Origin of the sequence: Limnobacter sp. UBA7229 (genome assembly GCF_002473065.1) — a bacterium.
GTDB lineage: Bacteria > Pseudomonadota > Gammaproteobacteria > Burkholderiales > Burkholderiaceae_B > Limnobacter > Limnobacter profundi.
Window position 1 is genome coordinate 270,428 of the sequence record NZ_DKTN01000003.1, and the last position, 17,895, is coordinate 288,322.

Genomic DNA, 17,895 nt, shown 5'->3' on the forward strand with positions numbered 1-17,895 from the left:
GAACATTATTGATTTGGTTGGGGATAACTGCCATGCGGTGCCTTTTAAACGAATTTAAAGAGGCACCTTAAAGAGAAGGAATGGGGGGTTACAAATTGCGGGGTGGTGGTAGCTTGGTGTGATTACACCGCGCTTTAACGGAAGGATTATTCTTGAAACAGTTGATTCTGATTCGAAGTGCAAGCCCATCCCAGCCGTAGTGTTCAACAAGCTTCATGACGAGATTTTCAAGGGTGACTCCATGCATGGGATTATTCGATTACTCGTCACTCATGCCTGAAGTCGGTCCTTAGAATTGTGTGGTGGGCCTGGTCAGCCCGGCAGCTTTGCCGCAAGAACATCGACCTTTTCGATTGATGGCGGCGTGGCGAACAAGTCACCCGCTTTTTCCATCAGCGCAGCTGCAACCTTGCCGGAAAGATGAGCTTGTCGCCCGGCCTCATCTGGAAATGCATCGAAGATGCCAAAGGTTGATGGCCCCAAGCGAATACCGAACCAAGCTGTAGTAGCTGGCTCTGCCTGAACAAGGGGTAGACCACTTAGTAGAAAGTTCTCTACCTCTTTCTCTTTACCAGGCTTGGCTTCAAGACGAACGAACAACGCGAGTTTGACCATGACACATCTCCAACTTTTTTAAACAAACATCAAAATGCTCACTTTCCAGCAGGCCCGGCGTTCGAGGTACGTGGCAAATTCGAAGTTGCAGTTTTGTGGAATACCTTTGTTTGGATGTTCAGTACATACCTGATACTACTACCTTTTTGTTCATTGGCAATAATTAAAAAGAGGCACCTTAAAGAGAAGGAGTTGGAGGTTACAAATTGCGGGGTGGTGATAGCTTGGTGTGATTACACCGCGTGGCAGACGACTTAACTTTTTCGCACTTCAGTTTGTGCTGCAAATGTAGATAGGTAAAGTTGCTCCACCTGCTCTCTGGCCCAAGGCGTTTTTCTAAGAAACTTCAGGCTGGATTTAACGGAAGGATCGTTCTTGAAACAATTGATTTTGATTCGATTGGCGAGCTCATCCCAGCCGTAGTGCTCAACAAGCTTTACCACGATGGTTTCAAGCGTGACGCCATGCATGGGGTTCTTGGATTGCTCGGTATTCATGCTTGAGAAGGCCTTGGGATTAATGTTGTGATTGTTTGGCGATTATAGCGGCGGCGGCATACAAACTGAATGCTTTGCAGCCAACGCTAAAATGCTGCGCTGTAGCGACTGCTGCCCAGAGAGGACAGCTGCTTGCATTCCAGCAAAGACCGCCATGCCGTTTGCATTCCGTAAAACATTGTGCAGTAACTGAAGAGGGTACCCTTCGTGGTGCCGCTGAATAGGATGGATTCCCGCATGTGCGTACGAATTGAGCGCCTTCCAGGAGATGTCTTTGAAGCGACACAACGCATCGTATGCTTGCTGTGGGCCGCTATTTGCCAAAGCTTGCATCATTTCTGCTATTTGAGGCATGTTTTTCGCAGCCTGCTCTGATTCTGAGGACAAGGTAGCCGTCAGTTTGGAAAGATGAGTATCAGACGCGGCGTATAACAGCCAGATGGAGCGAGCAAGCGCCTCAAACTGGGCACGATGAACGACAGTGGCGGATGAGAGTAAGCCCGAGCGAAGCAGTACCCTCACCGACGCCCAATGCTCTAGCGAGAGAGAACAAGCAACATCGCTGGTTCGTATACGCAGCGAGTCGTCGAAGAGCGGCAAATCAATCAGCGCGATTAGCTCGTCGGCCAAGTGGTCAGACGCATCAAACATAAAACAGAGTCCATAACATCTAAGGGCCAGGCCAGTGTGGTTTTTGCTGAGCTAGAAAGACTTGTTACATGCCTTGCATGTACAACATAAATGCTTATACATTATGTGCGATGCCCACGCTGGAGATGCGTACATGACGCCCACTTATGATACTCAGGTGCCCAAGAAGCCGACAAATATCAACGTAAACAGCGACTTACTCGCAAAAGCCATAATGCTGGGAATCGATTTGTCCACTACTTTGGAAACTGCCCTGAGCGAATTGGTCAATGCCAAGCAGCGCGACCTGTGGAAACGTGAAAATAAAGCCGCCATCGAAGCCTATAACCAGCTGGTAAAAGAGCATGGAATATTTAGCGACGACTTGAGGAGTTTTTAATGGCTCAGTTCACCGCCCAAGAAAACCCAAATACCGCCACCAACAAAACCTACCCTTACCTTTTGGACATCCAATCCAACCTACTCGATGACGCTAGCCAGATACCCGGCGCTGCATTGGATTGAAGATCACGCCTTTTACTTCTTGAGCTTCGCCTGCTAGAACAAAGCCGAGGCGTTCATAGGCTTGAATTGCATAGTTTGAAGCGTTCACCGTGAACACGATACTTGTACCTGCCACGCGGTTATTTTCCTTTACTTGAGTCCACAACCGTTTTGCTAATCCACGCCTTTGGTGGGACCTGGAAACAAACAAGTAGTACAGGTGCGTCTTGGCATAAGTGGCAGCCACCCCAACCAAAACGCCACTGTCTTCGGCGAGCAGAAACTGAAAATCTCCAGACAATCGCTCTGCCATCTTTTCTGGTGCAAGCTCGCTCAAGAAGTAGCTTCGACCATCCTCAGAAAAATCAGTCACGATGAATTCTTTAGATAGCGAGACGAGAAGTTCACTTACTCTTGGCGCATCTGCCACCGATCCTTGGCGAATAGTGATCAAGCAATTCTCTCTAAGTGACATTTGATATGAGGGTCACCAGAGGATGCTAGCCTTATAAAGTACCTTTCGATGGAAGGATTCAGTTTATGGCGACTTGATGCTAAACATCTCAATTGTCAGCCTCGCTCGATGGACTGCAAATGTCGATGAGACAACCGTTTGGATCGATTGTAAGAAACCGACGCTGACCGTAAAACTCATTTTTGGGTTCCTGAACAATAGTCAAACCAAGCGAAACCGCCTTGGAATAAACGGTGTCCACATCTGGGACAACAAATGTGACGTACATGCCGGTAGGGGCTTTCTGATACTGGGCAGGTACAAGCCCATTGGTTCGCGAAATGATACCGAACTCAAGTTCGCGATTCGAAGGGCTACACAGTTGAACGTACCAGTCACTGTCGTACTTCACTTCAAACCCAAGAAGTGACACATAGAAGTCTTTGCTTTCGCCTAGACGATCAGAGCAGATATTTGTCAATATTCGGGAGGGCGACATGCAGTTTCCTCTCTTTGCGTGAGACGCCTAAGTTTCGCGGTGAGCGGTAAGTGATGAGCCCAACTTTGAGACCACTTGGGCGAGACAAGCTAGTACCTCCGCACGGCGCTCTGGCCTGCCATTGAATGACAGAGGACTTGGATGGGGACAAGTGAGCACCGTGACCGCTGGTGCCAACATGGCGACAACATGACTGTACCTCTGCGCCTTTCTTCCGACGAGTACTACGATTCGAAGCCGAGGCAGTAGCGCAAGAAGTTCCGCGAGGTGCTGCCTTGCAGCTCCGAGGTCTCGACCAGTCGCTGCACGAATACGACGCTCGTCGCCAATGTACCAAGGTATGGCATTCCACATCACAGTACGAGAGCGATGCAGCCCTGCTTCGACATTGACTTCAAAGAAGTTTCTTGCGGTTTCGTCTGGGTTGTTACGCGACACGAAACCCGACCCTATAGCTTTACTGCCGGGAGCTTCGAGAAGAAACAGACATTCAGCGTTGACTCCTCCATCCATTGGATCGAAGTCTGGCACTCCAGCAGGTGCACTGGCCCGCAAGCGCGCGACGAATTCGACCAGCGGCCGCATATGTGCAAGATCGAGCGCCTGCCGTCGAGCGGCGACTGCTTCAGATGTGTTCAGCGACTTCGCGCGGTCCAATGTCATTGGGGTTTGCTAACGTTTGAGGTAACCGTACTTGCGCAGCTTAATGCGCAAGGTCCGTTTGACCGATAGGTTAGAAAACTGCAAGGTCATGGCAAAGAACATAAGTCTTCTATGGCCGCAAAACCTATCGGCATTCCTTTTGAAGGACTATCTTTGAGCGTTACCGCAACCTGTTCAGTAACAATAGATCCGTTCGAATCCTCAGCCCAAACCTTCGCTGAGACATTCGACGACACTTCACCCTTAAGTATAAGCTTTGCATTAGGCAGTGCATTAACTTGAAGAGCAGCGAACCCGAAGCGGCTAGAAGCAAAGGGCTCCCCAGCCGTGATAACGACTACAAGCTCATGTGTTCCTGGGAAAACAGGAAACGGCTTGTTGAAACTACACCGCTGTTCTTTAGCTCGGCCTGTCACCTTCTTGTCTATGCTGTCCATAAAGATAAGAATCGGAGATAGCGGCTTCTGTCCTTGAGTTTTGGAGCCTGAGATAGTTGCTCTGTTGGGTTCTTTTGCGATCAACGCTGAATCATAGAAATCCAGTTTAGGTCCAACAATCGCGCATCCACTCATGGTTAATAAAGGCGCAAGCAAAAGAATATAAAGTCTAGACATAAGTTTTCTAACGCCCGGCTCACGCGCCGGTTTGGAGCCGCGAGGCGGCGGAAAATCGGTCGCTGTGCAGCCGATTGTTAACACCAGTCCGATCAGATGCGTGGTGGTAAAATTTCGCTATAACCCTGCAGATCCTCTTGGAGAGGAAACACCATTCTCTTTGTATACCGCTTGGTTGCATGCTCAATTGATAGCCCAAGAATAGTCATTCTCGATGTACCTGTCCCGAGAGAGATCCCCGTTCCTTCAAGGGTTAAACCTTTCCCACCAACCATACGGACAGTTTTTAAGATTGGCTCCTGCACCCCAACGGAGTCCACTTTCACGCCGACATCTGCACCGTCACATTCAAATCTTTCCAACCCGACTGAATATTCAGCATCAGCTTCAACCCTTCCAACTTCAAGCGATCCTTTTCTTAACCTTAAAAAAGCGCTCCTCGTTCTCATATCGAGGCGTTCAACCACTATTCTATTCGGTGGTTCAATAATTAATTTAAGAGCAACTTTTCCTGGCGCGGACCGGATAACTATTTCCTTTCCTTCAACTTTCATATCCCAAACGTCAGGCCGCCCCGACCAGACGTTCCGTTCGATACGGAAAAGCTCTTCTCCATTTTCGTCTGAGAATTCGCCCGAGATCGTTGGAAACGACATTCCATCTTCTGGCGGCTCAATGGCGAGAACCGCATCGCCATCTATTTCGATCAAAGTTCTTGCTCCGTGAAAAATGTTAGAACCAAGAACTACTGTCAGGCTTTGGCTGTCCAGAACAAGATCATCAAAGGGTCGTTTGATATTCGCATCGGTCTGAACTTTTTCGTACTGCCGTCGGACACTATCTTTGGATATTTGGCCTTTTGTAACCTTATCGTGGCAACGTCCACACAAAAGGCACATGTGTTCACTGCTGTGCTCTGTAGCATCGTTGAACTCGGGGATAATGTGTTCATATTGGTAGATCGCAGATCGGCAAAAAACACAACCGAACTTTGAGCGCACTCGGACATCCCTTTCGATATCGGCAGGGATATAGCGGGAGAGTCCATGCTTGTTCGTATTGCTCAAACTCAACTCCCTAGTGTTAACGCCAGAGTTCAGCGGCATTTGAGGCGACGCCTGTTTTTGCGGCAGCAAAAATGGGTGGCGGGTCAAATGTCCGCTGTAATGATTTGTTAGACCTCAATTGCACCGAACGCTTCCTGTAGTGCTGTTTCTGCCCCAGCCAATGTCACTTTATGCTTAGGGCGCTCCTCAACTGCTGAAACAATTGAACGGAAGCATTCATCGATGTCGTCCAATTCAGGATCGCTGAAAGTTACTATGCTGATACCAAAATCCTTGAAGTAGCGATTCCTCTTATCGGACTCCTTCGCCCATTTTTCGGCCAAGCCAGCATTGAGCTCAACTTGGGTCTTGCTCTTGATACCTGCTATTGCCATGTGAGAGGAAGCGGGGCTTATCTCAAACCCCACCATCTGCATGGCGAACGGATTAAGGACACAAAAATCGAGCCGGTACAAATGCTTGGTTTCCTTTCCCGCATATCGGAGTTCCGGTATGAGTAGTGGGACGTCTTGCGGGGCTAACGAGCTTTTCGCATAGTCTAGGTAACGTTTTGAAATCTGCTTTTCGTACTCGGAGTTAGACACTCTGGCCAAGACAGTTTCATAGAACTGCAAGAAATTCGCAACGGAGCCAAACTTCATCGGCTCTTCGTTATCCGGCACTACAAGCCCAGTTGCCATTACGTGACCAATAGTCCAATAGTGATATTGTTCTCGTCGCATCTGACTTTTATCGTTAGTCCATTCACCAAGACGGTGTGCTGGTGATATGAAAAGCCCCCAGCACAGGTTCCCAGGTCCAAACCATAGTTGCCAAAGACATTCTTCCGGTTTTGCTCGGACCCTCCCCACAAAGTTTCGATAAAAATTCCTTTCAAGAAAAAGATAAATATAACTTTTTAAGAAATCGTCTTGAAGCATCTCTGGAATGAGTTCGACTGTCCTTTTCCTGTCGCCGAAGCGACGCCTACGCGCAATAACCTCTTGGTTCTCCAGCACTTCGTCTTTCAATCCGTCTAGCCAACGCGCAATAAAGTCATCTGGCGATTGAAATTGAATACGCACACTATCTACGAACGTATTGTTGTTACGACCTATATGTGCGTGAAGGCTATGCAATGAAGAAGGCCCGTTTATCGCCTCAAAACGCCGTAATGCTTCATCTCGCATGGCTTTCAGGCGAACCGAAAGCTCCTCCTCCTTGAGCTGAATTTCATTATCGAGATCGGCCAACTGATAATTCCTCCCTTGAGCTCTAACGATTAAGCTAACGGGCAGCCAAAAGCGCAGCTTTTGGACGTCCAGCGAACGGAGTGAGCGATAGTTGAGCGCATTGTTATAAGCCATGCTGCGATGAGAATATTCTTTTAATTTCTTTTGTTTGATACTCCATCTCAGGGAATAACGTAGCCTCACGAATTCCTACATATTCAAGCTCTTTCAGAAGCTGTGCTTTGCTTCCTGATTGTATTTTTATTTTCAAAAGTGAGTTTTCGGCATAGTGATCTTGCTCCATGTCCTCGACGGGTATGAATTCTTCGCCATCAATAAACATACCGCCGTGGAAAGTGAAAAAACCATGTTGCTGTCGGATTCTAGGATTCAAGTGCGGGGCTTTGAATGGAACAATATTGGAAAAAGCTCTTTTGATATCTTGATGTATGTAAGGTAAAGGATTGCCGTCGTGATCTACAGTATTTGGCAAGTTTGTGCGCAAAGCCAAGCTTTCAAAATTTTCACTGCTACCAGTAGAGAGTCCTGTAAACTTGCTTCTTGTGAATAAATTTTCCTTAATTTCCCCGATTCGGATGCCGTTCAGAAGTGATTCGTCATCAATTATTCCTGACATTTTATATATTATTCTATTGAAAAATTCGCTTCTGGTCTTTTCCTGTATCTGCATCTCAAGGAGCTCGTTGAATCCATAGTTTCTCTCCATGTGGGTTGGGTCGAATACATAGAGGGAGCCATCTAGCTCTTCGTCAGAGGCGCAGCAAAAATATAAGCCGACTAATAGATTACTTGACCAGTCAAGTAGCCTTGTTGGGAGGCCGTAATGCTGCATCAATGTTAGCCATTCATAAGTGGTTTTGTGATTTGATGAATGGTCTGGGTAGCGTCTTTTGAATTCCTCGAACATTCTTTGTTCGTCATACGTGATGCCGTATTTATTTCCCTGCCTGAATATGCTCGGAATTAATTTGTGGTTGTAATTTGGCTGGCCTCGAAACCAAGTTGACTTGAAGTCGCCGACGCTATTTTTAAGTATTTCAGTAATTGAGCTAATTGTGCCATCTGCGATTGCTTCTCTCATTGAGGCGCCTCGATTCTAATATCGGCTTATAACGCTGCATTCAGCGGCTTGTCCGCTGCAATGCTTTGTTATAAATCATTTGACGCCGACTCTGATTTGCTTAAGTAACTCTGGTATATCTTCGTATTTGTCCACCCAAATTATGCCTACACCAAAAGATAGCGCATCATTTTCCTCGAATTTTTCCATCAATTTAATCAGCTCATTAACGACTTCATCTAGTTGTAATTGAGCAGCAACTTTCTCATCCAGGATATCCTCATTCTCTGTAAGTAGCTTTTCCAATTGTGATTTTACTTTCGATTTTTCATGCCTTTTTTTAAAGCAATAATGATGAACTTCATCATCACCTCTTTCATTCTTGGCAATGTCCAGTAGTCGCCGCAAGTTAGGATCAGAGAAAGATAAGCCTATCAATAAACAGTTAAAGTCCTTGAACTTATTTATCTGAATTAAGTTGCTCCATCCATATACATCTGTGTATTGCTGATGATACCCATCCTCACTTAAAACAACTTTGTTTTTAGAGGTTAACTGCCCTTTCTGAGGTAAATAGCCATGAACATGATATATCGGAAGATGATGCTGCTGGTGCTTCATTCCTCTAGCATGAATTGATGAGAATGGGATGTCGACGTCAATTTTTTGAAGGCATTGTTCAAGCAAGTCGTCGTAATTATAAGTGATTATTGAATCCAAATTAGGGCTCTTCCCAGCCGCAATACAAAACTGTCTAATTTCTTTAAGTAAGTCAGAGTCGTCTTTTATATCAATCCCATGATATAGCGAATCTCGAATAGCATTTTCAAATGCAAGGTTAGATTTAGGGTTTTTCTTTCTAAAATAATTATGGAGATACCTAGCTGAAATCAAAGAGTTTGGCTCGAATATGCTATTAAAGGTCCTTGCCAAAACGCCTGCCTTTTCTCCATTTTTTTCGTTTTCTTCATCATCAGATTTAATAGTTATTAGCAATAGCTTTTGAAGTAGTGTATCCCAATTTGGAAGTCCATATGAAACGGACGAGCCAGCGCCCAACACCATTACAAGCCTCTGATCTCTGTACCATTTAGTCACCATCTCAAGTTTTTGCTTTTGTGACTTTTCGGCTCCTCTAAACAAGAACAGAGCCTCTTCAAATTTTTCAGAAAGGGAGTTTCTAAGGATCTTCTTAAAAACCTCACTTGTTAAAGATCCGCTTAACTCAGATGACATCTACCCTCTCCTAGATTTATAACGACCAAGCTGTGCGGCGCAAACGGAGCGGAGCGTAGTTTGCGTCCGAACGAGCGCCTTGTTAGGGGTTGCTCGCATATGAAAAATAAAAAACACTGAATAGCCAAAGCGCAAAAAACACAACCACGATAGGCTGTTGTGGAAAAGCTCGACTTATAGCCCTGGCGCCAAATATTGGAACTGCAACGATGAACCAGGCAGCCAATGCTATAGGTGCAGCATAAAGCCAAGCAATAGCGTAAAAAATGATAACAAAACCAGTATAAAACCCGGTTACAACCGCTGCCTCGTATACAAGGCCATTACCGTTGGGTAATGTGAACAGAGGTGAAAAGCTAGCTTGCATCATTGAATAGACCACATTAGTTATTTCTGCGTTGGTTAGCACATCCATTACAGGAAATAGGAGCGATCCTCCACCAAAAAACAACAACCATTGGCCAACTTGCTTCACAACCTCTTTATGCTTCAGTACCCAAAACAAAGAACCAGATAAAATTCCAGTCACCAGAAAAGTGACGGAGAGAACGAAGGCTAACTGTTGTGAATGAATTCTTAGAATTCCCATAAGCAATATTCCGACGAATGCAGCACCCGTTATGCCTCCAAATATTTTGACAAGCATTCGTATCGTTTCTGCTGGTTGCTTCTCCTTTATTTCTAATAGGAGCCCCTTAAATCCGCTGTCCATGCTTTCCACTAGCTCTTTAGCTTTATCGTGTTGTAGCAGCATGCCGCCCATAAAATATGCCGAGCCTACTACATTGGCAATGATTGCTAGTTCTTTCACCAAGCTCCTTCTCCTATACCCCTAACGTTTGACATGAGGGGCGCGCGGAGGCCGCAGGCCGGAGCGTGTCCCCTCGATGGAATGGTTAGGGATCACGGCTGAGCAGTAGGTTGCCGAAGCGATGAAACATCGACCCGATTTGTGTACGAATAGCCATGCTGCCCGAGCACATCAATCAACTTGGCGTCTACTTTGCCTGCCAACGTTGTCTTCGCGACCTCAAGAATTAGTCCGTCAGTCTTCGCTATGTACCTAGTGACGACTTCGACCCGTGACCAGTCAACTGGTTGTGGTGTTTCAATGTAATAGGTTGTAGAACCTTCTGTGCCCGGTGGCAACGCATTGCCGGAGAGTAGCTTCTGACCAAAGTACTTGGAGTCGATGAATGATTCAGTTCCTGCAACTCGCAGTTTCGGGACCGGCTTCTCAAGAATGGCCCGATGTGCTCCGATGTTTTTCATCTCGCATGACACCTGCACCTGTGTGGGCGACGTGGCTCGTGCCAAACACGAGTCGGAAAGTGTTGGCCGGATATCGTTGAGGAACTTCGAGATATCAATGGAAAGCTTGGTCTGTTCCAGCGACAGCTTGGCCTGCTCAACCTCAACCTTGGTGGCCTCGACACCAGCTCGCACTCTCTCCACAAGAAAGTATCCCAGGATGCCGCCCAAGACCACTACCGTGAGGTTGACTAGCTGGAGCCAGTCACCAAAAGAAAGCGCGGAGTCGTTCTCTGGATGCGGAGCTTGTAATGGATCACGAGTTGTAGTCATATGGAACATTGAGCGGAGGTGGTGGCGGGATTGAAATGAGCCCTAACGAATTAGCTAACCGGCACGCCGTCGTTTGGCTCGTCCGAATTGAGTGAATTGTTAGACGACTTAGTAGTGTAAGTTGTCAGAAAAATCCGGATAAGCTTCAGACAATAGGTAAACCAAATCAGTATTTATTCCTTCAAATAATTTTTGCAATTCTTCGAAATCAGCCGGGAAATACAATTCTTCCTCTTTCTGATGTTTATTCTTCTTTATGGCTCGTTTAGTACGCTCTATTTGCCCCGGGTTTTCTTCACTCAGCTCCCACATAGAATGAACTAGGCGGTTTCTTTCCTCTTCTGCCCAACGAAGACGATTGATAAGTTCCTTTACGTCGTCACTCATGCTTTTTTTATCGGAGTAATGAGAAAGCAACGCGGCAAGCGTGTCCACTCGATTCTTAAAAGACATTCGAGCGGTAATTATTTCTCCGATCTGTTCATCCATGCGGGAAAAAACACAGATGCATATGGACAGGGTGTGCTCAATGTTCTGAAACCAAACAATGGATTCAGCAAATCGCGTCATCCCTTCGTCCCAAGCTAGGAGAGAATTTCGAGCGTCTTCTAATTCTCGTTCATCCATATTTTAGTCGCCTAACGTCTGAATTAAGCCGCGCTGCTACGCGGCGTCGGCTTGAATGAATTGTTATGTGGCATCAGCTCGTATGGCAAGGATTACAACAGTAGTAGCAGCCATTAATCTGATTGTTTGGCCATTGTTGCTTGGCCTGCGCTACTGCTCCATGGCAAGAAGAGTGAGATCCGAGATGAATTTGGTTTTCCGGAGCTGGCATATATAGGCAACCTGTTGAGGTGTTGTGAACTTCGTTGTCGCCATTAGGCTGAGTATTGCGATTGATGATGAAATTCGGCATTTCGTCTTCTCCCGTAGTTTATTAGCCATAGCAGGCTATGAATAAAACACATAACTTTTAAGGTAAGAGGAGCGCGGTAGCAGCATCCCATCAAACCAAGCTTGCGATTTGAGCGCTTTGTTATATTTCTAGCCCGAGCTCTTTCGCTGCTGTCTCATGTAAAACTTGAAGGACAAAAATAACTTGCTGAACATTGACGTGCTCTGTGTGCTTTTCATAGATGTAGCGCCAATTCACAAAAGCATTGTTTATGTGCTTTAAATGTTCCTTAAACAAGACGCCTTTGTCCACCTGGTACTGAGATTCAAAACCTTTACAGTTCTTGTTGATCTGGTCCTTCAATTTATTGGGCAGAGTCTTAAATAACGCGGTCAGAATATGAGTTTCGGCAACAGGACTACTAACGCTTTGCAGGCACTTGAGGTACATCTCTGCACTAAAAGCAGCATTCACCACAAAAGGACTAATGCCTTGTGGATTCCGTGGCAAAGATTTCAAATCTCTTTCGTATATAAGCGCTGCAGCATTTGCAAAAGATTGGGCCTGAAGGTAAATCATCACAGGTTTGGGAATTTCCTTCCAAAGTCCTTTTGAGATTAACAGCTCCTTGGCAAGCTCTGCAGCCTCCGCCGGATCTTTTACGTCTTTGACGTAACCGACAGGAAGATTGTACGAAAGGACAGTCTTCATACCTTTGGGTGGTTTCAGACTAACAGTTTGATCGTGCTTCCGTGCCATTCCGAAACATAACGTTTAAGGTAAGGGGCGGCCCGCTTGCGGGACGTCCCAGCAGCCGGAGGCTGCGCCTTAACCGGGATGTTAGGCATTGCGGCTTCCCTTCTGAATTGCAAATCCTTTGAGTTGATCAATATCAAATCGGTCGCCAGGGTCTTCTCCAAGCCACTCAAGAATCAACTTCGTACAACCTTGCTTAACTTTCACAAAAATTTGATGCATAAGCTCGTAACTAATTTCGATTGGCTTATCCACTGCGAAGTAATCTTTCAATACGACAAGCTTTTTGTGCCATTCGGGGGTGAACACGCCTTTGGTATGCAGTATTGAATTCCGGATGCACCTAAGATCGCCCATGATTTCGCACTTGACATTCTTGAGCTCAGCATTCGAAGCAGCAGCAAGTCTTGGTCGTATTTCGTCTTCCCAATAGGTGAATATGAAGACGATGACGGAATATGAGAGTTGCCGTTGATTGATCCCTCCTAGGGAATTTTCTTGAATAAATTTTTCTGCGGTAACTATTCGCGAATGGATTACATCCGGGCGCTGCGGATCTTCAAAACTTTGATGGGTAATAACTTGATCGCCGCGAGCATCAATCTTCCGAGACTGAGCTCTTAGCACTCTTGCGGATTGCCTTTCCATCTGGATTTTTGCTCCAGAAAATCCAGCGATGGAATTCATGTAAACCCCGACCTGCAGGTTTACAAAGTCGATGAATTCTTTGACTACGTCATCGTAAGCCACGGTCAAATGCCTAACGTTCGAGCTAAGCTGGCGACGACGACGTGTCACGCTGATGGCATTCAGCTTGAGCGAGTGGTTAGGCCTCGCTCAGCAGCCCATACCGCACGAAACCCAGTAGCAGAGACCACTGGCAAAGCAGTAGTAGGTCTCGCACCTACGCCGGCCATGGGCAACTACGCAGAAACAACGGCCTGGGCAGGACGACAAAGCTGCGTTCTTTTGTGGTTCCGGCATGGTCAAGCCGAGGGTAATCTGGGAAACCGTATCTCCGTTAGCGGCGAACACTTCCTGAAAGAGCTTGTCTTGATCAAGCTGACTCGCAGGAACGGCGCCGTCCCAGAGGATCAGAGTCGGGCCAGCGACACCGGCTGCGGCAGCTTTACAAGTAGCTGCGTCTGCGCCGGTACTGTGTTCTGAAATTGCCCCTGTCGTCGCGTCCTGCACGTACACCTTCCACATAAATCTTCTCCTGGTTAATTACCTACTATCCCGTAGGCGTGGGTCCGCACTATGAAGTGCAAGATCTCTCCAAGCATCACTCAGCGCAGTGCGTACGGAAAAGCTAACTCGGCTTGACGCGATCCGTCAACGGCGTCGGACAGGCGGCCCGATCAGTGGGAAGAAGCTGTGTCCCGCGCAGCCAAAAGCTCCGCTACGGCTCTCGTGATCTCCTGACCTGTCTTCTCTTCAATCCAAAGCCACTGACCGGCAGGATTCACCTCTAAAAAATATGGCGTTCCGTCGCGCGCAACGATGACATCGTACGCTCCTATTATTAGCCCAAGGCGCTGATGCAGAAGTAGCAATTGTCCTTCCAACTCCTTGGGGAGGAGAACTGGCGAATACATATCGGCATCCATTTCTCGGCGCCAATCTGGGGTCGTTCGATCCGACGAGTCTATGCGAGTCGCGAAAACGCTTCCTCCGACGATCATTATCCGAAGCTCGTAGTCTGGATTCAGTTGCTCCTGAAAAACATTCGGGCAGAGTGATAACTCGTTAGCCAGTTCACTAATCTGTGAATCGGAAATGCAAGTCGTGTATTTCATCCTGCCCATCGGTGAAATGTAGGGCGAGAGGGTCTTGTGAATGCACCCTTTTCCCTCTAGCGACCGCAAAAAGTGCTTAGCCTCTTCTGGGGAATTAGAGACAAGCGTTCTAGGCACGTCCAACCCGACGCTTGTCGCCACGGTAAGCTGATGCAGCTTGTTGTTGGCTAACGATGCACGCGGATTAATCCACTTCGCAGCTGGATAGATTGACGCGATGGAATCTAGAGTAATTCCCCACTCCCTTAGGGCAAATGTCTGATCGTAGAATGCATCGATTGACTCAGTAGCCATAACGTAAGCTGGCTTAAGTCTCCACCAAACCACCGTAGGTGCTGAAGATAGCGGATTCGCGCCGTTTATCGCAAGATGAACTTTGCTTGTCAATGTAATCGACCAACCATTTGAACTTGAGTTGAATGGATCAACAATTCGGTATTCAACTGCACTCAGATCAAACCACTTTGAAACCGCCGCAACATGTCCATCGCGAGCGCTACCAACGACCAAGATCATGATGCGGCGTCCGAATAATCAGAAATCGTACGTTACGTCGGCGCTTACGTCCGTTTGTCCGTTACCCGGGTTGTAAGTTGCGTTTGCCGTTGCCTGGCTCGTCGTGGTTGTTGTGGATGCGTCCAGTGGCGCTGAAGAAAGTGCAGACCCTAGCGGCACAACCTTAATGGCTGCGAGTTCTTTGTCGTCGTCAATGAAGATGGTTACTGCCTTTACCATGAATGCTCCTTAGTCAATTGAGAGGAAAGTGATCGCGAGACCAGTAGAGTCGACCTCGCAGACTGATGCTAGTAGTCGATAGGCACCTCCGCAAGTCGGTCAAAGAGAGTGGGAGTTGGTGATGCCTAACGTGCGATTTAACCGGAGCAGTGGGGTATGGCGGCGTTTGAGTCATAATGAAATGAAGGCCCAAACGCCGCCATACCCCACTGCTTCTGGATGAATGAATGATTAGACATCACTCGTTTGGCGGCTCGCATAGAGGCCACTATTCAGAAACGTTGTCGACAATCTCGTTGATCGCATCGTGGATTGAACTCAGCGCCATCTCTGCAAATATCATCGCTTGGCTCGGATCGCCACCAGCGAGTTTTTCATCTGCTTTGGATAGATTCGCCCAGCAATTAGCTTGAATTGTCTTAAGGTAAGCTGGATTCAACGCACCCAAGCTTTCAACGCCCTGGGGATCTACGAACCAGTCCTGAAAAACTCTGTGGAGAGAAGCGAGACCCTGCACGAAGGCGCGCGGATTCTGCTCAGTCGCGCTTTTGCGGGATTCCCGGTAGCTGTTTAGAAAAACATCGTTATAGCCTGCGATCAACAGAGCGATCACCGTGTACGTCTCATCAGGCAAATCCGGCTTGAGACGGAATATTCGGTGACAATGAACAATGTCTTTGGCGTTCTTCCATGAGAAAATGGCAAAGAAGCCACCGATTGGAAGTATTGCGTTATCGCGCTCGCCCTTGAATAACCAGAAATGGATTCGTACTTTTCGCCGAAGAATGTCAATGAATTTCTCCGTTGACATATCCAATTTGTCAATCGTCGCTCTGGCATCAGTGAAGTCGACATACACAGGGTCCTCGTGCTGTGGCGAGTAGACAACCAGTCGATCCTTTGCGAAGTCTTGAGCGGCTCTGCAGGTCAGCATCGTTGAGATCTGGTCGCCGATAGCTGCGTTTGCCCGTCGATATGAGACTTCCACCGATTTCGTGCGAAGGTAATTCTCATAGAAGTAACCAACAAACTCAATCGCTGCATGATCGTCAGCAGGCCCCGTTACAGAGACGATGTAAGGCGCGCTTGGAACTAGATCGGTCACAGTGTCGGTGGAGTAGCACGACATTAAAACCAGTGCGCAGAGGTCGCTTTGTGAGTGTTTGATGATTTCTGCAAGCCTATGGGCCGATAGTTCGACGCCGCTTGGCTCGTGGTGAGTATCAAGATAGAGGCCACTGGAAGACCCATGACCCGAAAAGTGCAGCACTTCATATTTCGTACTGTTCAGAGCACTCGTTAGATCACCTAGCGTCGCAGCGTGACGACGATCCAGTTCCTCTCGGCCCTTTCCCGCGGCTTGAATCGCTTGCTCAATCCGTCTGTGTTCTCTGTCGACGCGAAGCCTGACTTCGTCGGCTGGGCTGCTGAAAAGTACGAGTATTGTTGGCATCGCGCCCCTCACTGTGTTTGTGATGTCTAACTAGTTTTATCGAACAATAACGGCGATATCCATTTATTCGAACATCACCCCTGAGGGTACCTCAACCGAGTAAGCCCCTTTGTAAGGTCTACCCAACCAACTAACATGGCAACCCACCATAGCTACCGCGGGCCAACACCAAAGCCTGCACCCGTAAGCCACATAATTTAGCTAGTACATAAACTAAATTAATTGTCATACAACAGCAAGCAATCCACTCCCCTCGCCCGTCTGCTTAATAAATAATCAGCAGCCAGAACCCGCACCCAGCTTTACTCTCCAGCGAATAGCATCACCTACCTCCCCCTCATTTGAAGGGCGGTGTAACTGAATCAAAAAACGGCACAGAAATAAAAAAACCGGACCACCCCGCTACGAATGATCCGGTTTTCAGGAAGAAAAAATTATTGTTTTTATGCGGCCACTGGTGCCTTGCTTACAGCTTTGCTCATGCGTGCACGCACTGCTTTTTTCACTTCGGGGTTGGGGTTGCGCATGGCTTGGTTGACCTTCTCCACGAAAGCGTCGATCTCTTTCATGAAGTGGCTGTTGTCATGGTCCCAGGGGTGGAAGTCGGCGCGGAAGTAGTCGAAGAAGTCGCTCATCGCGTTGCGGAAAATACCTTCCTTGCCCAGCAACATTTTGGCAACGGCTTTGTAGCCTTGCAGGTGCTTGCCCTTGGTGTTGGGGTCGGCGAATACCAGGCGTGCGTGGAAGTACATAATGACGGGCCAGAAAATAACGGTGGCCAGTACCATGCCGAAGCGGCGAATGAAGCGGTTGTACACGTTGTCGGGAATCACGGTGTTCCACACGTCGTAGGCCACGGCTTTGTGCTCGGTTTCTTCGTACGCATGCCACTGCCACATTTGCTTGAAACCTTCGTCCGATTTCTCGCCAGTAACTTTGGGATCTTTCAACACGGCGTCGGCCATGATGGCGGTGTAATGTTCCAGCGCAATGGTGCCAGCCAAGGATAATTTTTTGCCCAGGCCTTTTTGCAAACCACCCAGCAATTTCCACAGCATTTTGTCCAGCTTCAAAGCGGGCACACCACTGCGGTCCATCATCTCGTTGTATTCCTCGTGCTCGCGGCTGTGCAGCGCTTCCTGGCCGATGAATGCGGTGATGGCTTGTTTCAGTTCGGGGTCGGTCACCTGGTCTTTGTAGGCGCGCACGGAATCCATGAACAAACGCTCGCCTGCGGGGAACAACACCGACAGTGCGTTGAAGAAATGGGTGACGTGCTCACCGGCTTCGTGCCAGTTGTTGATGCGGGACTCGTCGAGGTTGATTTTGACGTCACGGCGCACTGGAATGACTTTCATGGTGTACTCCTTTGGTTGCAGCTATTTTTATACTTTGGTACTAACGATTACATCGATCAATGTATCAATCATTTTCGTCATTAACAACTGTAAACGTTAGAAAAACACTCTAAATTTCAAACGAGCGTTTGTTTTTAGAAACACAGCAAACCATTGATTCAATTGCATAAATTATTTTGCAGTGCAATATGAAACCAGGTTCTTTTACTGGAAGTGTTTGTTCCACAAGGCCTTCCGCACC

General features: G+C 47.5%; 21 protein-coding genes. 1 reads left to right on the top strand and 20 read right to left on the bottom strand.

Annotated features, from left to right (window positions below; all coding sequences use genetic code 11):
- Positions 1-88: 88 nt before the first annotated feature.
- The 4 genes from B4C79_RS15845 to B4C79_RS01900 form a co-directional block, all read right to left on the bottom strand.
- Positions 89-247: a VF530 family DNA-binding protein gene (locus B4C79_RS15845; RefSeq protein ID WP_348676539.1), complete on the bottom strand. Its 159-nt coding sequence runs from the start codon at positions 245-247 to the stop codon at positions 89-91.
- A 65-nt stretch (positions 248-312) separates the two neighbouring features.
- Positions 313-615: a putative quinol monooxygenase gene (locus B4C79_RS01890; RefSeq protein ID WP_138518211.1), complete on the bottom strand. Its 303-nt coding sequence runs from the start codon at positions 613-615 to the stop codon at positions 313-315.
- 254 nt (positions 616-869) lie between these two features.
- Complete coding sequence (locus tag B4C79_RS01895; protein WP_291739931.1) at positions 870-1,112, bottom strand: VF530 family protein; 243 nt, start codon at positions 1,110-1,112, stop codon at positions 870-872.
- 42 nt (positions 1,113-1,154) lie between these two features.
- The gene (locus B4C79_RS01900; RefSeq protein ID WP_291739930.1) at positions 1,155-1,763 is read right to left on the bottom strand and encodes a DUF6988 family protein; all 609 of its coding nucleotides are present in this window, start codon (positions 1,761-1,763) and stop codon (positions 1,155-1,157) included.
- A 133-nt stretch (positions 1,764-1,896) separates the two neighbouring features.
- Between B4C79_RS01900 and B4C79_RS01905 the strand changes: the two genes are divergently transcribed.
- A complete protein-coding gene (locus tag B4C79_RS01905; protein WP_291739928.1) occupies positions 1,897-2,142 on the top strand; it encodes a type II toxin-antitoxin system CcdA family antitoxin in 246 nt (81 codons plus the stop codon).
- Between the two features lie 93 nt (positions 2,143-2,235).
- Here B4C79_RS01905 and B4C79_RS01910 read toward each other — a convergent pair whose 3' ends face one another.
- The 16 genes from B4C79_RS01910 to B4C79_RS01980 all read right to left on the bottom strand — a co-directional run bounded on the left by B4C79_RS01910 (position 2,236) and on the right by B4C79_RS01980 (position 17,654).
- Positions 2,236-2,700 carry a GNAT family N-acetyltransferase gene (locus B4C79_RS01910; RefSeq protein ID WP_291739927.1) on the bottom strand — a complete coding sequence of 155 codons (465 nt, stop codon included), beginning with the start codon at positions 2,698-2,700 and terminating at the stop codon, positions 2,236-2,238.
- A gap of 109 nt (positions 2,701-2,809) precedes the next feature.
- A complete protein-coding gene (locus tag B4C79_RS01915; protein WP_291739925.1) occupies positions 2,810-3,199 on the bottom strand; it encodes a VOC family protein in 390 nt (129 codons plus the stop codon).
- Positions 3,200-3,226: 27 nt separating this feature from the next.
- Positions 3,227-3,862 (bottom strand): uracil-DNA glycosylase, encoded by a 636-nt coding sequence (locus tag B4C79_RS15860; RefSeq protein WP_414673966.1) that lies wholly within the window; start codon positions 3,860-3,862, stop codon positions 3,227-3,229.
- A gap of 86 nt (positions 3,863-3,948) precedes the next feature.
- Positions 3,949-4,476, bottom strand: a complete 528-nt coding sequence (locus tag B4C79_RS01920) for a hypothetical protein (RefSeq protein ID WP_291762207.1) — start codon at positions 4,474-4,476, stop codon at positions 3,949-3,951.
- 92 nt (positions 4,477-4,568) lie between these two features.
- Positions 4,569-5,543, bottom strand: coding sequence for an HNH endonuclease (locus B4C79_RS01925; RefSeq protein WP_291751619.1), 975 nt, complete (start codon positions 5,541-5,543; stop codon positions 4,569-4,571).
- A 107-nt stretch (positions 5,544-5,650) separates the two neighbouring features.
- Positions 5,651-6,889, bottom strand: a complete 1,239-nt coding sequence (locus tag B4C79_RS01930) for a hypothetical protein (RefSeq protein ID WP_291751622.1) — start codon at positions 6,887-6,889, stop codon at positions 5,651-5,653.
- Positions 6,879-7,856 carry an FRG domain-containing protein gene (locus tag B4C79_RS01935; RefSeq protein ID WP_291751624.1) on the bottom strand — a complete coding sequence of 326 codons (978 nt, stop codon included), beginning with the start codon at positions 7,854-7,856 and terminating at the stop codon, positions 6,879-6,881. The genes B4C79_RS01930 and B4C79_RS01935 overlap by 11 nt, the downstream gene beginning before the upstream one ends.
- Positions 7,857-7,931: 75 nt before the next feature.
- Complete coding sequence (locus B4C79_RS01940; protein WP_291751626.1) at positions 7,932-9,071, bottom strand: SIR2 family protein; 1,140 nt, start codon at positions 9,069-9,071, stop codon at positions 7,932-7,934.
- Between the two features lie 82 nt (positions 9,072-9,153).
- A complete protein-coding gene (locus tag B4C79_RS01945; RefSeq protein WP_291740303.1) occupies positions 9,154-9,885 on the bottom strand; it encodes a hypothetical protein in 732 nt (243 codons plus the stop codon).
- An 89-nt stretch (positions 9,886-9,974) separates the two neighbouring features.
- Positions 9,975-10,655, bottom strand: a complete 681-nt coding sequence (locus tag B4C79_RS01950) for a hypothetical protein (protein WP_291740305.1) — start codon at positions 10,653-10,655, stop codon at positions 9,975-9,977.
- Positions 10,656-10,763: 108 nt separating this feature from the next.
- A complete protein-coding gene (locus tag B4C79_RS01955; RefSeq protein WP_291740307.1) occupies positions 10,764-11,282 on the bottom strand; it encodes a hypothetical protein in 519 nt (172 codons plus the stop codon).
- Between the two features lie 412 nt (positions 11,283-11,694).
- A complete protein-coding gene (locus tag B4C79_RS01960) occupies positions 11,695-12,312 on the bottom strand; it encodes a hypothetical protein (RefSeq protein WP_291740309.1) in 618 nt (205 codons plus the stop codon).
- Positions 12,313-12,393: 81 nt separating this feature from the next.
- Complete coding sequence (locus B4C79_RS01965) at positions 12,394-13,059, bottom strand: hypothetical protein (RefSeq protein ID WP_291740310.1); 666 nt, start codon at positions 13,057-13,059, stop codon at positions 12,394-12,396.
- Between the two features lie 611 nt (positions 13,060-13,670).
- Entirely contained in the window at positions 13,671-14,624 is a 954-nt protein-coding gene (locus B4C79_RS01970; protein ID WP_291740312.1) for a hypothetical protein, read from the bottom strand.
- A 487-nt stretch (positions 14,625-15,111) separates the two neighbouring features.
- Complete coding sequence (locus B4C79_RS01975; RefSeq protein ID WP_291740314.1) at positions 15,112-16,296, bottom strand: CHAT domain-containing protein; 1,185 nt, start codon at positions 16,294-16,296, stop codon at positions 15,112-15,114.
- 443 nt (positions 16,297-16,739) lie between these two features.
- Positions 16,740-17,654 carry a metal-dependent hydrolase gene (locus B4C79_RS01980; RefSeq protein WP_291740316.1) on the bottom strand — a complete coding sequence of 305 codons (915 nt, stop codon included), beginning with the start codon at positions 17,652-17,654 and terminating at the stop codon, positions 16,740-16,742.
- Positions 17,655-17,895: the final 241 nt, after the last annotated feature.

Coding starts and splice junctions, on each gene's coding strand:
- B4C79_RS15845 (WP_348676539.1), bottom strand. CDS start 247: ATGCATGGAGTCACCCTTGAAAATCTCGTCATGAAGCTTGTTGAACAC.
- B4C79_RS01890 (WP_138518211.1), bottom strand. CDS start 615: ATGGTCAAACTCGCGTTGTTCGTTCGTCTTGAAGCCAAGCCTGGTAAA.
- B4C79_RS01895 (WP_291739931.1), bottom strand. CDS start 1,112: ATGAATACCGAGCAATCCAAGAACCCCATGCATGGCGTCACGCTTGAA.
- B4C79_RS01900 (WP_291739930.1), bottom strand. CDS start 1,763: ATGTTTGATGCGTCTGACCACTTGGCCGACGAGCTAATCGCGCTGATT.
- B4C79_RS01905 (WP_291739928.1), top strand. CDS start 1,897: ATGACGCCCACTTATGATACTCAGGTGCCCAAGAAGCCGACAAATATC.
- B4C79_RS01915 (WP_291739925.1), bottom strand. CDS start 3,199: ATGTCGCCCTCCCGAATATTGACAAATATCTGCTCTGATCGTCTAGGC.
- B4C79_RS15860 (WP_414673966.1), bottom strand. CDS start 3,862: ATGACATTGGACCGCGCGAAGTCGCTGAACACATCTGAAGCAGTCGCC.
- B4C79_RS01920 (WP_291762207.1), bottom strand. CDS start 4,476: ATGTCTAGACTTTATATTCTTTTGCTTGCGCCTTTATTAACCATGAGT.
- B4C79_RS01930 (WP_291751622.1), bottom strand. CDS start 6,889: ATGGCTTATAACAATGCGCTCAACTATCGCTCACTCCGTTCGCTGGAC.
- B4C79_RS01935 (WP_291751624.1), bottom strand. CDS start 7,856: ATGAGAGAAGCAATCGCAGATGGCACAATTAGCTCAATTACTGAAATA.
- B4C79_RS01940 (WP_291751626.1), bottom strand. CDS start 9,071: ATGTCATCTGAGTTAAGCGGATCTTTAACAAGTGAGGTTTTTAAGAAG.
- B4C79_RS01950 (WP_291740305.1), bottom strand. CDS start 10,655: ATGACTACAACTCGTGATCCATTACAAGCTCCGCATCCAGAGAACGAC.
- B4C79_RS01955 (WP_291740307.1), bottom strand. CDS start 11,282: ATGGATGAACGAGAATTAGAAGACGCTCGAAATTCTCTCCTAGCTTGG.
- B4C79_RS01960 (WP_291740309.1), bottom strand. CDS start 12,312: ATGGCACGGAAGCACGATCAAACTGTTAGTCTGAAACCACCCAAAGGT.
- B4C79_RS01970 (WP_291740312.1), bottom strand. CDS start 14,624: ATGATCTTGGTCGTTGGTAGCGCTCGCGATGGACATGTTGCGGCGGTT.
- B4C79_RS01975 (WP_291740314.1), bottom strand. CDS start 16,296: ATGCCAACAATACTCGTACTTTTCAGCAGCCCAGCCGACGAAGTCAGG.
- B4C79_RS01980 (WP_291740316.1), bottom strand. CDS start 17,654: ATGAAAGTCATTCCAGTGCGCCGTGACGTCAAAATCAACCTCGACGAG.